Annotated in this window: 15 protein-coding genes; 8 read left to right on the plus strand and 7 right to left on the minus strand. The window is 39.0% G+C overall.

Translation table 11 applies throughout. The features are described 5' to 3' along the window. Positions 1-123 precede the first annotated feature (123 nt). Complete coding sequence (locus tag ACLHK8_RS04325) at positions 124-441, plus strand: DMT family transporter (RefSeq protein ID WP_063698235.1); 318 nt, start codon at positions 124-126, stop codon at positions 439-441. Positions 442-529: 88 nt separating this feature from the next. On the opposite strand, the gene guaA is transcribed toward ACLHK8_RS04325, so the two are convergent. The 3 genes from guaA to helD all read right to left on the minus strand — a co-directional run bounded on the left by guaA (position 530) and on the right by helD (position 5,461). Next, positions 530-2,083: a glutamine-hydrolyzing GMP synthase gene (gene guaA, locus ACLHK8_RS04330; RefSeq protein ID WP_057773504.1), complete on the minus strand. Its 1,554-nt coding sequence runs from the start codon at positions 2,081-2,083 to the stop codon at positions 530-532. A 137-nt stretch (positions 2,084-2,220) separates the two neighbouring features. After that, positions 2,221-3,147 (minus strand): type I pantothenate kinase, encoded by a 927-nt coding sequence (gene coaA / locus ACLHK8_RS04335; RefSeq protein WP_057773502.1) that lies wholly within the window; start codon positions 3,145-3,147, stop codon positions 2,221-2,223. Positions 3,148-3,166: 19 nt separating this feature from the next. Continuing rightward, the gene (helD, locus tag ACLHK8_RS04340) at positions 3,167-5,461 is read right to left on the minus strand and encodes an RNA polymerase recycling motor HelD (RefSeq protein WP_057773500.1); all 2,295 of its coding nucleotides are present in this window, start codon (positions 5,459-5,461) and stop codon (positions 3,167-3,169) included. A 244-nt stretch (positions 5,462-5,705) separates the two neighbouring features. On the opposite strand from helD, the gene ACLHK8_RS04345 reads away from it, so the two are divergent. From ACLHK8_RS04345 to ACLHK8_RS04355, 3 genes are all read left to right on the plus strand, one after another. Beyond that, positions 5,706-7,562, plus strand: coding sequence for a cation:proton antiporter family protein (locus tag ACLHK8_RS04345; RefSeq protein WP_057773498.1), 1,857 nt, complete (start codon positions 5,706-5,708; stop codon positions 7,560-7,562). A gap of 187 nt (positions 7,563-7,749) precedes the next feature. Next, a complete protein-coding gene (locus tag ACLHK8_RS04350) occupies positions 7,750-8,415 on the plus strand; it encodes a histidine phosphatase family protein (protein ID WP_057773496.1) in 666 nt (221 codons plus the stop codon). Positions 8,416-8,435: 20 nt separating this feature from the next. Continuing rightward, positions 8,436-10,070, plus strand: coding sequence for an APC family permease (locus tag ACLHK8_RS04355; protein WP_057773494.1), 1,635 nt, complete (start codon positions 8,436-8,438; stop codon positions 10,068-10,070). Between the two features lie 117 nt (positions 10,071-10,187). Here ACLHK8_RS04355 and ACLHK8_RS04360 read toward each other — a convergent pair whose 3' ends face one another. Then, positions 10,188-10,556: a MerR family transcriptional regulator gene (locus ACLHK8_RS04360; RefSeq protein ID WP_063698237.1), complete on the minus strand. Its 369-nt coding sequence runs from the start codon at positions 10,554-10,556 to the stop codon at positions 10,188-10,190. Between the two features lie 173 nt (positions 10,557-10,729). Here ACLHK8_RS04360 and ACLHK8_RS04365 point away from each other — a divergent pair, with 173 nt between their 5' ends. The 4 genes from ACLHK8_RS04365 (at position 10,730) to ACLHK8_RS04380 (ending at position 12,421) form a co-directional block, all read left to right on the plus strand. Next, positions 10,730-10,879, plus strand: coding sequence for a hypothetical protein (locus ACLHK8_RS04365; RefSeq protein WP_320531939.1), 150 nt, complete (start codon positions 10,730-10,732; stop codon positions 10,877-10,879). 28 nt (positions 10,880-10,907) lie between these two features. Then, positions 10,908-11,387 carry an amidohydrolase family protein gene (locus ACLHK8_RS04370; RefSeq protein WP_323707580.1) on the plus strand — a complete coding sequence of 160 codons (480 nt, stop codon included), beginning with the start codon at positions 10,908-10,910 and terminating at the stop codon, positions 11,385-11,387. A gap of 4 nt (positions 11,388-11,391) precedes the next feature. After that, complete coding sequence (locus tag ACLHK8_RS04375; protein WP_057773488.1) at positions 11,392-11,607, plus strand: hypothetical protein; 216 nt, start codon at positions 11,392-11,394, stop codon at positions 11,605-11,607. 235 nt (positions 11,608-11,842) lie between these two features. After that, positions 11,843-12,421 (plus strand): histidine phosphatase family protein, encoded by a 579-nt coding sequence (locus ACLHK8_RS04380; protein WP_057773484.1) that lies wholly within the window; start codon positions 11,843-11,845, stop codon positions 12,419-12,421. 13 nt (positions 12,422-12,434) lie between these two features. Here ACLHK8_RS04380 and ACLHK8_RS04385 read toward each other — a convergent pair whose 3' ends face one another. The 3 genes from ACLHK8_RS04385 to ACLHK8_RS04395 all read right to left on the minus strand — a co-directional run bounded on the left by ACLHK8_RS04385 (position 12,435) and on the right by ACLHK8_RS04395 (position 14,196). Then, positions 12,435-12,635 (minus strand): hypothetical protein, encoded by a 201-nt coding sequence (locus ACLHK8_RS04385; protein ID WP_057773482.1) that lies wholly within the window; start codon positions 12,633-12,635, stop codon positions 12,435-12,437. Between the two features lie 41 nt (positions 12,636-12,676). Further along, positions 12,677-13,003, minus strand: coding sequence for a TMEM175 family protein (locus tag ACLHK8_RS04390; protein WP_057773481.1), 327 nt, complete (start codon positions 13,001-13,003; stop codon positions 12,677-12,679). 152 nt (positions 13,004-13,155) lie between these two features. Continuing rightward, the gene (locus ACLHK8_RS04395; RefSeq protein WP_057773479.1) at positions 13,156-14,196 is read right to left on the minus strand and encodes a zinc-dependent alcohol dehydrogenase family protein; all 1,041 of its coding nucleotides are present in this window, start codon (positions 14,194-14,196) and stop codon (positions 13,156-13,158) included. Positions 14,197-14,434: the final 238 nt, after the last annotated feature.

The raw sequence follows: 14,434 nt of genomic DNA on the forward strand, positions 1-14,434 counted from the left end.
ACTACAATGAAATTATGAGAAAAGACGATATATTACGCTATGCATGCGCATGGGAAACTAAGTGGAAAATCCAGGTTAATCAGTAAATTTATTTAGTGATAATTTTAAACTGGAGGATTAATAATGGGATATTTATATTTAAGCATTGCGGTTGCCGGTGAACTTTTAGGTACCAATTTATTGAAAGCTTCAAATGGATTTACAAGAATTGGCTTTTCGATTGGCTCTCTAGTTGCCTATGCATTGTGTTTTTACTTTCTATCAATTGCGATGAAAACAATTAATCTAAGCATCGCTTATGCCTTATGGGCAGGTGTCGGGATTGTCGCCACGACGGTACTTTCTGTACTGATTTGGCATGAACAAATTAATTTAACTATTGTCCTTGGCATAATTTTAATTGTAGCTGGATCAATTTTATTGAATTTGCATGTTGAGTAAAACAAATAATTTTAATAACAAAATAAAAAACGCTTTGCAATTTTTCTTGCAAGGCGTTTTAAAATTTACAAATATATTTAAATAGGTTTTATTCCCATTCAACCGTTGCTGGTGGCTTGCTCGTAATATCGAGCACGATTCGATTAACATGATCGACTTCGTTTACAATCCGCACCGAAATCTTCTGCAACACATCCCATGGAATGCGGGCAAAGTCAGCTGTCATCCCATCGACTGAATTAACGGCCCGGATACCAACTGTGTAATCATATGTGCGCCCGTCACCCATCACACCAACGCTCTTGATGCCTGGTAAAACGGTAAAGTACTGCCAGATATCACGATCTAATCCGGCTTTTTTAATTTCATCACGCAAAATCCAATCACTATCGCGCACAATATTTAATTTATCTTCAGAAAGTTCACCAAGCACACGAATCCCCAAACCAGGACCCGGGAATGGTTGCCGCCAAACTAAATCGGAAGGCATTCCTAGTTTCTCACCTAAATCACGTGCCTCATCCTTAAATAAAGTCCGTAATGGTTCGATCAATGTGAAATGCATATCTTTTGGCAATCCACCAACGTTATGATGCGATTTAATTGTTTGTGCCGTATCGGTTCCACTTTCAATCACATCTGTATATAGCGTTCCTTGGGCCAAAAAGTCAATCCCATCAAGCTTTTGAGCTTCATCATTAAAGACTTGGATAAACTCATTGCCAATGATCTTTCGTTTCTTTTCAGGATCAGAAACACCAACTAATTTGTCCATGAACCGTTTTTGGGCATCAACCTTTACAACGTTTAGGCCAAACTTACCTTCAAGACTATCCATTACTTGGGCAGCTTCACCTTTACGTAACAGACCGTGGTCTACAAAAATGCTGGTTAATTGATTGCCAATGGCTTTATGCAAAAGCACCCCAACCACACTAGAATCAACCCCGCCAGAAAGTCCGAGTAATACTTTACGATCGCCGACTTCTTCACGAATTTTCTTGATTTGTAAGTCAATAAAGTCATCCATTGACCAGTTTGCGCGTGCTTCACAGACATCAAACGCGAAGTGCTTCAAAATTTCATTTCCATACTGAGTATTACGTACCTCGGCGTGGAATTGAATCCCGTAGAATTTCCGCTTTGGATCTTCAATGGAAGCAATTGGGCAATTCTTGCTGGTTGCAACAGCCGTGAAACCTTCTGGTACTTCCTTGACTAAGTCACCATGGCTCATCCAAACAGTTTGATGACTTGGTAATCCTTTAAACAAAGGTGTTTGCGCGTCTGTAACATCAATATCAGCGTGTCCGTATTCACGGTTATCAGCTGGTTCGACTTTGCCGCCCAAGTTATAAGACATCAACTGCATCCCATAACAAATTCCTAAAATTGGAATCCCCAAGTTATAAATTTCAGGATCAACCCGAAAAGCGTCATCATCATAAACACTATTGGGGCCACCAGAAAACACGATTCCCTTCGGATTGATTTTACGAATTTCATCTGCTGAAATCTTGTGTGACATCAATTCCGAATAAACGCCAAATTCGCGAATTCTTCGTGTGATTAGTTGGTTATACTGACTACCAAAGTCCAAAACAATGATTTTATCAAATTGCGATAAATCTACATTAGCCAAGCCTTTCACCTCATTAATATTAGTTTAAGTAACAAAAACATTCTGGTTCAATTCTATCTATTATAAAGCTTAAAGTAAAGCCAGTTTGAAACATGTTTGTTTCAAACTGGCTTATTTAACAAAAGATTCCTTTGCGTCTAGTACTTTCTAAGATAAACCATATCCATCGCATGGTGCTCTACCTTATGCAAAATCACATTGGCGCGAGATCGGGTTGGTAAAATAAATTCATTTAAGTTAGGTAAATCAACCGTTTCCCAGACCCTTTTGGCTTCCGCAAAGGCTTTTTCACGCGGCCATTGGGCATATTCATAATAGTAGTCATCTGGATTGTGAAAAGCCGTATCTAACAAAATTCCGAATCGTTCCAGAAACCATTTCTCAATTAATTCCGGATTAGCATCCACATAAACAGACCAATCAAAGAAATCGCTGATATAAATATTTTGATTAGAAGGCAATTGTAAAACATTAATCCCTTCAACAATCAGAATATCCGGATTATTAATCGACTCATATTGATCTGGCACAATGTCATAGCTTTGATGTGAATAAAGGGGCACTTGAATCTTTTCCTGGCCATTTTTTACTGAGCCCATAAAACTCAAAAGACTCGCCATATCATAGCTTTCCGGGAATCCCTTTCGATCTAGAATCCCACGTTTCTCTAATTCAGTATTTGAATATAAGAACCCATCTGTTGTAATTAATTGCGATTTTAAATCTGGAAAGAAATTCGTCAGTAACACTTGTAACAACCGGGCGGTGGTACTTTTTCCAACCGCCACACTCCCAGAAATACCAATCACAAATGGCACTCGTTTTTCTGGCAAACTTAAAAAGTCAGTCTTAGTTGCCTGCCACTCCTGAAAACTGCGGAATTTCTTAATCAGTAAATGGACTAACGGCACATAAATATCCTGCACATCCTGTAATGAAATGCGGTCATTTAAAGACTTAATGGCTTTTAATTGCTGACCAGACAATGGTAACTTAGCTTCTGGTGCAAGCTTTTTCCAATCATCTTTAAAAAAGCGATAGTAACTGCGATCTTCTTCTACCATTTCACTTCTCCACTAAAATTTAATCCAAGTCGTACAAATTGGAATCAATTCGATCGAACAATCGTGACATCTTTTCAGTCGCCACAATTGTTAAACGGTGCATTGCACGTGAACAAATCGTGTACAATAATTGGCGTTCATCTTCGTCATGATACGTTGCATCTGAAGCATCCCAGACAATTACTGCATCAAACTCAAGTCCTTTAGCCAAGTATGAAGGCACGACCACCACTCCGTCGGCCAAGCGCTGATTTTCTGTCTTGATTAAGGTAACTTTTTCACCTTGTTTGCGTAAACCATCGGTAATCTTTTGACACTCGGCAACGGATTTCCCAATGATGGCAGTAGATTCGCCGTCTTTTTCATTTTTCGCCATTTGTGCTTGGACCCGTTTGACAGCTAAATCAAAACTTGCCTTCACACTAACAACGGGCAAATCTCCCTCGCGCTGAAAGGCTTCAATCGCTTCACCATTTTTCAAGATTTCTTTAGTGAAATCTGTAATTTGTTGCGTGGAACGGTAAGATTTTTCAAGTTGGATCACACGCGTTTTTTCTTTGTCAAACATGGTGGATAACTCCGCCAATAGTGTTGAAGTACTTTCATTACTGTAAATTGATTGGTTCAAATCACCCAATAAAGTGAACTTAGCCCGTGGATAGTTGTACTTTAAGTAAGCTAGCTGAAAGGCCGTGTAATCTTGAATTTCATCAATAAACACATAACGCATATCACGTTCGCCTTTTTTACCGACGATTAAATCATAAAGGTAGAGATATGCAGACGTATTATTTAGTGAAATCGTGTGCTTCTTAAAGTTAGCAACCGTCTCATCCACATAAGTTTGCCAATCGGCCGCTGTTAAACCGGCTTTTTCCAAATTAACCAAGTGCGGAACGCTCTTTAAAAAGTGTACATACTGAGAATTAATATTTAGAAAACGGTTATGCACAATGGCATTGCGAACGGGTTGCAGCGCTTGGATAACCAATTTACGAGCTAAGAATTTGAATTCCTTATCACTATCATCAAATTCTTTTGGTTCACCACCATATAGTTTCTCAAGATCTTCATGGTTTAACGACTGAACAGCCTCTTCAGCCCACTTTGAACGAACCTCGCTACCAATATGTTGATTTAGCGACTTTAATAAAGCTTCCTTGGTTGCATCTAAGCGATTGCCCAAGTGATAATTTTCGTTGTACCCGTAATAAATATCTTGAATCTTTTGTTGATCCGCAAATGGTTTATCATGAAACATCAAATTACGGAACTTCATATCCGCTGATCCAAGGTGTTCCGCATATTTCGTAACGGCATTAAAGTAAACCAAACTATTCTCTAAACGTCTAATTTTCTTGGAAACAGAATCAGTCCGTCCTTCAAATCGTTGCTGCAGGGTCTCTACTTCCATATTAGGGATTCGGCGTTTCGTAAATTGATAATACGTCATCTGAACCATATTATGCTCGCCCAGTTCAGGCAAAACTTGATCCACGTAATCGTTAAAAATTTGGTTTGGTGAAAACATAATGACTTGGCTCGCCGTTAAATTTCCTCGATAGCGATACAACAGATAAGCCACCCGTTGTAAAATTGCAGCCGTTTTACCAGAACCCGCTGCCCCTTGTACAAACAGAAGATCGGAATGCGTGTCTCGAATAATTTGGTTTTGTTCTTTTTGAATGGTCGAAACAATGCTCTTCATCTTGGTATCAGAAGAGTTACCAAGCGCTTTAAGCAGCATCTGATCCCCAATCGTTTCATTGGTATCAAATACTGTCACAATTTTGCCGTCTTCAATAGTAAATTGACGTTTTAATTTTACATCCACTTCTTGGGTGCCATCCGGCGTTTCGTAAGAAACATTTCCTAATTCACCATCGTAATAAACACTCGAGATTGGTGCACGCCAGTCATAAATCAAGAAATGATCTGGATTATCAGAAAACGAACCGAGTCCAATGTAGATCGTTTCATCCTTTTTTTCACCAGCTTCGTGAAAATCAATGCGCGCAAAATAAGGCCGCTTTTCAAGACGCTTCAAGACGTCTAATTGTTGACTTGCATGTCGCCAACTATTTTGACGCTCAGATAATAACTGTTGTTGCTGACGGACCGAAATTGCAGTGTCCATCATGCCTGTATACGAGCTCGTATTTATACGAACTTCATTGACAAAGTTTTTATCAATCGCTTTAGAGTCTGTTTCTGCAGTTTTGGCATCTTTGTCAGCCTTCTTAATTGCCTCTTGAACCTTAGCAATTACACCGTCAAGATGTGTCTGTTCATACTTTTGAATTGAATCTGTCATGAAACCCCTCCAAATTGCTTGTTGTGACGATAAGTGACACAAAAAAATGGAAACTTCATGCGCGCATGTTTGCCGCAAAAAATTCTAATAAATTAAGTAAATATGATACCACTCTTTTAGCTACAACTCAAAGATTGTCCTTCCTATAGTATAAGCGAATTTTCATTCATAGGAAAAATTATTTATAAAAATTACTTGTGCTATTCTAATTCCATAATTATGATGATGCGGGAGGAAACCTATTATGAATCAATTGTCGTTACTCATTATGCTATTTGCGGCCTTAATTACACCCATGCTAATGGCTCATTTTAAAATCACTTTTTTACCAACCGCGGTTGTTGAAATCATCCTCGGCATCATTCTTGGCCCCAGTTTGTTAAACGTTGTTCACACGACCGGAATTTTAGAACAGCTTTCCGACATTGGTGTCATCATTTTATTATTTCTAAGTGGCATGGAAATTAACTTTGATTTGTTTAAAAAATCATCTCCAGAGCTTTCACCACTCGCCAAAAAGAACGCGGCTCAAGTTTCAAAATGGTCCCCGGTTCTATTGGCGTGTCTCGCTTACTTAACGATTATCGTCATTTCTTTAGGATTGGCCGGAATTTTTAAATGGGCCAACCTTTTTTCCGATTTCTGGTTAGCTGCCATTTTGTTTGCGACAATCTCGCTGGGTATCGTAATTGCGACGCTAAAAGAAAACGAACTCCTGAGTAAAGCTTTCGGGCAAACAGTGCTTCTGATCGCGGTTTTAGGTGAAGTTGTCCCGATGTTAGGCTTAACTATCTATGCCTCGGTTTTTGGTAATAGCAGTAAAAGTCTCTGGCTACTCTTGCTTATTATTGTAGTGGCGATTTTCTTATTGCATCGGTTTAAACTATTCTTTAACTTTTTTGAACAGATCAATAAATCGACCACCCAGCTAGATATTCGCCTAGCCTTTTTCCTAATTGTAGCCATGGTTACTGTGGCCTCTTCAGTAGGTGCAGAAAATATTTTAGGCGCCTTTATTGCCGGAATTATTCTCAAACTTTTGCGACCTAGTGAAAGCACTAAGGATAAACTAGATTCGATTGGCTACGGCTTTTTCATCCCCATCTTTTTTATGATGAGTGGCATTGGCTTAAATCTTCGGACCTTATTAAGTGATCCGCAAGCCTTAACCTTAATTCCGTTGTTCTTTCTCGCCTATATCATTGCCAAACTAGCAGTATATCCAATTTTAAAATTACGATTTAAAAATATGAATGCCATTGCCGGAACGAGTTTATCAGCCGCCACCATTACAATGGTTGTCGCAATTCTCCAGGTCGCAAAGAACATGCACACCATTAATAGTCACCAATCTGGCGCGTTCTTGTTGGCTGCCGTCCTAACTTGCATTGTGTCACCGTTAATTTTTAGCAAGTTTTACAAACCCGAACCAGAAGATCTCAATAAACAAATTGTCCATTTCATCGGCGCAAATATTTTTACTGTTCCAGTCGCCCAGCAACTCACACAAGGTTGGTACGATATTCAAATGTATACGGATAACGAAAAGAACTTTCGTACCTACAACAGTGAAGTCAAAGCTAACCTATTAGCTAATCTAAATTCTGATGAGCTCATTAACCAAGGCGTATTTGATACTGATATTTTAGTTGTGGGGCATTTTCGCGCAGAGGAAAATTATGAATTAGCAAAAGCTGCTAAAGCTTATGGTGTGCGGCGGGTACTTGTCCGTTTTGAGGATCGGAACATCTTAAATGAGCATGAAAAAGAATTACAAGATCTAGGAATTGAAATCTACAATACCCCAGAGGTCAACATTGCCATGTTACGTGGCCTAATTGAAACTCCATCCACATTGCTGCTCTTAAGGGACACGAAAAACACTATTTTTGAAGTACAAGTCCGCAATCGGAAATACACTGGCATTGAAATTAAGAATTTACCATTTGTTCAAAAAATCACCATCAGTCAAATCTTTCGCAATCGCCATCTCATTCGTCCAGTCGGGTCTACCCAATTAGAACTAAACGATCGACTTATTTTTACTGGTAACAAAGAAGATACTGAAGAAATTCGTCACGAACTAGGAAAAATGAATTAATGCACCAAAAATAGGAAAATCATCGGATGATATCTGATGATTTTCTTATTTTTTGTAAGCGATGCCTTATAAGCTATCACACCGATTGGACTTAAATCGGTCTAATTAGCATCTAAAAAAGGCTACAACTACAGTCATAGCCTGTGATACAATAACTTTCGGACATTAAACAGAAAGGAGCATTGATATGAAAACATTTGAAGTTTATTTTGTACGTCACGGTCAAACTTTTTTCAACCGTTACAATCGGATGCAAGGCTGGTCAGACTCACCTTTAACTGAGCAAGGTTGGCATGATGCTAAAGTTGCTGGTCAACGATTAGCAAATATCCCCTTCACTGCGGCCTACTCAAGTGATACCACGCGTGCGTTTAATACAGCTAACACCATCGCTCATAGCAATAAATCTCCGGGCCTCGCTGTAAAACAATTAGCAGAGTTTCGAGAAGAATTCTATGGTTATTTTGAAGGTGCTGATTCTGCACAAACCTGGTTCCAAGTCTTACAACCGATCAGTTCTGTACGGACTTTTCACGAGTTTTTGATTGATCACGATATAAGTGAATCAAAAAATGCCGTTAAGGCTGCTGATCCTTTCCATGAAGCTGAAGACCACCATGATTTTTGGCAACGCTTGGATAAGGGCTTTGATTACTTGATCGACCACAGTCAAGATCAGGATAAAATTCTCGTTGTTTCTCATGGGACAACGATTCGCAGTATTGTGGGCCGCTATGCCCCGGACATGGATATTACCACCAGTCCTAGCAACGGCAGCATCACAAAATTAACCATTCAGGATTCTCAAATTTCTGTTAATTATTTCAATCGAACAGACGAAACAATTAATTAAAATTAGGAGAATTTAAAAAAATGAAAAACTCACCCTTAGATGCCAACAAACACTACATAAGTTGGCCAGTCGTTGCCCTGATGGACTTTGTAACAGTTATCGGGTTTGATGATTTAATTTACAACTTCCATAACCAAGGTTTAGCGATTGTCACAACTTGGATCCTTATGCTGCTCCTCTTTGTTTGGCCTTATGAAATGATGGTTGGCCAGTTAGGTTCCACTTTTCAAAACGAAGGTGGCGGTTTATCGTCATGGATTCGTTCCACAAACGGCGACTTAGCTGGCTACATGGTTGCCTTCCTGTATTGGATTGCCGGGCTTCCTTACGTAGTCGACGTCGCCAATTCCGTAGTTGTCTCTATCAGCTGGCTAGTAAAAGGAAACGGCGATCTCAATAAATACATGTCGACATTTATGTTTGCCGTTTTCACAGCCATTATCTTCCTTGGATTCATTTGGTTCCAGCATTTATTTAAAAACAAGTCTTTGGAAATTATGAGTACCATCGGTGGCGCCGCAATGTTTATCATGACCATCTTGTTTGTTGTCATGACAGTGGCCGCTTTGATGCATGGTCGTCACATTGAAACCCAACCGTTTAATTTAAAAGCGTTCATTCCAAAAATCGATGGTCATTTCTTATCCACTTTTGGTTTGTTAATCTTTGCCATTAACGGAGCCGAATTGGCTGGTCCTTACGTTAAACAAATGAAACATGGCAATCGTGATTTTCCTAAAGCCATGATGATGCTTTTGATTATGACTGGATTTTTAACTGTCTTTGGTTCATTCTCATTAGGGGTGTTCTTTAACGCCCATCATTTGCCTTATGATTTGAAGATGAACGGTTCCTACTACGCCTTTCAAGCGCTTGGTAAGCAATTCGGCATGGGCAATATCCTGATGTACATCTTTGCCGTTGCCCAATTTGTTTACATGTGTGCCCAATTGGCTGTCATTTTGGATGCTAGCACCCGAATCTTCATTTCAAATGTTTCTAAAAAATACTTGCCCAAGAAGCTTACTAAATTAAATAATGATGGTTTGCCAATCAATGGTTACTGGTTAACAACCGCCATCGTTTCTCTGGTATTGTTCTTAAGCAATTGGCTCCCAAGTATCAATGACATGTTCAATTGGCTGTTAAATATCAACGGAATTGTGTCACCATTTGTCACAAGTTTTGTATTCTACGCATTCATGCGTATTCGTGCTAAAAGTAAGGAATATCCTTCAGAATACAAATTCATTAAAAGTGACCGTTTTGCTTGGTTAGTAGGGCTTTGGTGCTTATTGATAACCTTGATTTTCTCAGTCATGGGAATTCGACCAACCGATGCTACTCCAGGAACGGTGTTATATACAAAGGAATTAACACTAAATATTGTTATTCCGATTATCTTCATCGCCCTTTCTGCCGTTTTACCTTACATGGCAAAAATTGGTCGTGAGCATCTCACCAAACAAGCTTGGTTATCAACGCCTTTAGCTTTGGTTGTGTTTGTAGTTATCGGCTTCTTCCTCACCCCTTGGTTACACGGTGCAGGGATTGCCACAATGATTCTTAGTTGGGCTTTAAACGTCATTTTATTTATGATTGTTTACCAGATTGTCTTTAAACTAATTACGCGAAATCATTCTACACAAAATTAAAATAACCGTTACCGACGAAAAAAGCTCAAGTCCTGTGAATACATGGACTTGGGCTTTTTCGATTGCATTTAGTGATTTTTTAAATGTTTTCCATAAACATTCACTTTCAAAAAAATCCTACTTTACATACACATTTTCATCAATTAGTAGTTTCACATCGTCAATCTTTCCTTCCAAATGTTGCATAGATTGCCGTAGCTGCTGCATTTTCTGTTTGGATTGTGCCAATTGATTCTCTAAAACAGTTAGACGTTCAGTCAACGTTTGATCACCTTTTTGAAACATCTCAATAAAATGCCTGATTTGTCCCAGCGTCATGCCACATTCTTTGACACATAAAATAAATTCGATTCGTTGTAAATCGGACTCTTCAAAATACCGAATCCCATTCACCCGTTTAATCGGACCCAACAAGCCATTTCGCTCATAGTAACGAAGCGTGGCTGTCGATAGATTATATTTTTTGGCTACACCATCAATTTTCATTATCCACACACTCCTTGACTTGAAGTATACTTCAAGTAGTAATATTTACAATAGATAAAACTGGAGGCAAAAAAATAAACACAATCATTGATGTTTTCGCTCACGTTCTTCCACCACATTTTAAAAATCAGATGCTGCAAATCGCGCCAAACGCATTAGAACAAAATAAGTGGATGGAAAATCCCCTACTTTCTGATCTTGAACAACGAAAAAAAGGCCTTCTTGCTCACCATCAAGAAATTCTTTCGATCATTAATTTAAATCCTGAAGATTTTACAGATGCGGCTCAGGCAGCAAAACTGTGTCGTCAGGCCAATCACTGATCCGCTATATGCGCCAATTTTTGAAAAGATGGCTCAGATTAATAAACCAATTTGGTTGCATCCCGTTTTTGATACTCAAAAAAAAGATAATAATATAACTTTTAGCTGGGAATACGAATTAACATTGCCCATGAACCAAATTGTGAACCAAAATTACTTTACCCGTTTCCCCGAGCTAAAAATTATTGTCCACCATGCTGGAGCAATGGTTCCTTATTTCTCCGAACGCATCCGCCATATTCAAGGCGAAAAAAACTATCAAGATTTTAAAAAGTTTTATGTAGATACCGCACTTCTGGTTAATTCTGAGGCCTTACAGTTAGCCATTAATTTCTTTGGTATTAAGCATGTTTTATTTGGAACCGATACCCCGCTGGGAATTCCGCCAATCGGGCCCACCAAAGTTATTCAAGAAGCGATTGAAAAGATCAATCTGACTAAAATAGAAAGACAACAAATATTTTTTAATAATTGGAAAAGTTTACTCAACCAGTCATCGGAGGAATAAATCCATGCCCAATACAAATATTAATTTATTCAAAACAGATCCAGAATTTTCTAAATTAGTGCAACCTTTATTAACTGATATTGATCAAAAAACAGCTCAGCATTTAAAAAGTGATCGCACATTGATTCCGTTAATTGCTATGCTTGTTCAAGGCACTACCGACTTAATCGAATTCCAAACGCAACAAGCACTTGACCTGTTCAACCGGAAAAGATTTTAGAAATCGTCTACCAGCTAACTCCTGTGATTGGAATCCCCAAAGTTGCCACCGCCCTGTCAATAATAAACGGTGTTTTTCAACAAAAAAGCCTCTCCTTTACTCAAAAAAAGGAGAGGCAATCAGCCGATTTTGGTGCAACCGTTCAGCTATTACCCTATATTGGTTTTCCTTTTGTTATCAATAGTGTTCAAAAAATTCATACAGCTGCACTTACTTTGTCAGGAGATGGTTCAAAATGAAAACTTTATATCTTGTTCGTCATGGAGAAACTTTATTTAATATTGAACATAAAATTCAAGGCTGGTGTGATTCTCCGCTAACTAAAAAAGGAGTTGACCAAGCGCAAAACCTAGGAAAATTCTTCGCCAAAATTCCACTGGATCATGCTTATAGTTCAACTTCTGAGCGGTGCACTGACACAATTGAGTTAATTTTACAAAATCGTTTACCTTATCAACGGGTAAAAGCTCTCAAGGAACAAAATTACGGTGTTTTTGAAGGTGAAAGCGAGCGTCTGAGTCCCAAGGCCCCCAAAGATTTTGAAACTTTTTTCTTGCCTTATGGTGGTGAATCTTCTAATACCGTTGGTAAACGGATGTTGGAATGTTTGACAAAGATTATGTCTAAACCCGGTAATCAACAAGTCTTGGCAGTCTCTCATAGTGGCGCCTGTTTTAATTTTTTGCGCATGTTACAGGACCCTACGGAAGAACTCGAAAAAGGTTTTTCAAATGGCACCATTTTCGTTTATCACTTTGACCAGTCCACTTTTAAGTTAGCAAAAGTCATTCGTGATTTTAACCCAGAAACCTAACCTTCCTTATTTTTTAATTATCTGACTTAGCAAAGAGCCTTTCAATATCTCGATACGGAATTATCCAAAATAAAGTGGCCACAAAACAGCCGATAATTCCGGCTTGGGCCCAGAAAAATGTTAAGAACATGACCACAAGGACCCCGAAGAAAGTATAGACGTCTTTGTAACCTAAAAATCGCCCCAGCTTCGGATTGGCATGTGTTAACGTCATCCTTAAAATATTCCACGCCACATTGTATAACAAGTACAAGATCAATAGAGAGTTTCAGCAAAATGTGAATACCAATTTTTGTCGACTGTCGCCGTCACAAATGGAAATAGCGAAAGCCAAAATAAGAGATTCATATTTGCCCATAGAACACTTCCGTCAATCTTTTTTGCCGCCTGCAACATATGATGATGGTTATTCCATGTGACTGCCAAAATGAAAAATGAAAATATATAAGATAAAAATTCTGTCCTAATATGCCATAAACCATGCCAAGATAAATCAGTCAATGGTCCTAATTCCAATACCAAAACAGTCATAATAATTGCGATAACTGCATCAGTAAAAGCTTCAAGTCGACTTTTAGACATCACAACACCTTCTATCTTTATTGACTATCAATTTAAAACCAATTCTATAACGTTTCTTTAAAATACGCGAAAATTATGTTTCTCTCTGGCAATTAATCAAAATTTTAGGCCGCAAAAAAATCATCCCTATTCAATTAGGAATGATTTTTTATTTAACCTTCGCTGATCACCAACAAAGACTTAATGGCTGTTCGCTTGTCCATTGCTTCATAAGCATCTTCAATATGATCCAGGTCAAAGCGCTTTGTGAATACCTTTCCTGGGTTAATCTTGTTATTTAAGACTGCATCCAACAAAATTTCTTTGTCATACGTTGTCACAGCCGCAATTCCGCCACGCAACCCAATATTGCGGAAGAAAAGGTTATTAGTATTCATTTCGGCTTTTTGAGGAATACCCACTCGGCCAACAACGGCACCGGGACGGCCAACTTTAACGGCCGTATCTACAGATTGTTCCATTCCGACACACTCAAGCACCGCATCAGCACCAGTACCAGTTAATTCCATCACGTGTTTAACAGCTTCATCACCACGCTCAGGTACAATATCAGTAGCACCGAACTCAAGAGCCAATTTTTGTCGGTCTTCATGGCGACTCATGGCAATAATGCGTTTTGCACCGCGTAATTTAGCAGCGATCACACCACATAACCCAACGGCACCATCACCCATAACCACCACTGTGTCGCCTTTTTTAACCTCAGCAGTTGCAGCTGCATGATAACCAGTAGCCATAACGTCCGATAAGGTCAACAACGAGTTTAGCTGTTCATCTGAATAATCTTTAGGTTGTCCAGGAATCTTAACTAATCCCCAGTTAGCGTTTGTATAGCGTAAATATTCTGCTTGATAACCGCCTCTAGTCCCAGATACTGGATTCAAACAATCGCCATCAAAACCAGCTAAACAAGCAGCACAGTGTCCACAACCATGTGTAAATGGCGCAACCACGAAGTCTCCCACTTTGATATCAGTGACTTCGGAGCCAACCTCTTCCACAACGCCAATCGCTTCATGCCCTACCGTGACGTTTGTGTCTCGCTTTGAAATGCCACGATACCACCATAAGTCAGAACCGCACACACAGGCTCTGACAATTTTGATGAGCGCATCGCTTGGTTTTTCGATTTGTGGTTTTTCAACCTCATGAGCTTCCATTTTTCCTGGTTCCATAAATACTGCTGCTTTCAAAAAAACATCTCCTAAAAAAGTTTTTTATTGCTATGCTTAATATTATACAAGTTTATCATAAATCTTAAAGTCCGCATTATGGCATATGTTTCAAGTTTTAGTAGGTAGTGCCGCTAATTAGATTTTATCTGCTTTTAGTTCCGTTCCGGCGCTGATGTGGGGCCGTGTGGGTCGCTTGCGAGCTAACTTCTGCCTTTTACAGGCCAGAAGTGGATCTCTCCAGTCTCCCATGTCTCTA

This window comes from Pediococcus sp. M21F004 (genome assembly GCF_051122535.1).
Classification (GTDB): Bacteria; Bacillota; Bacilli; order Lactobacillales; family Lactobacillaceae; genus Pediococcus; species Pediococcus inopinatus.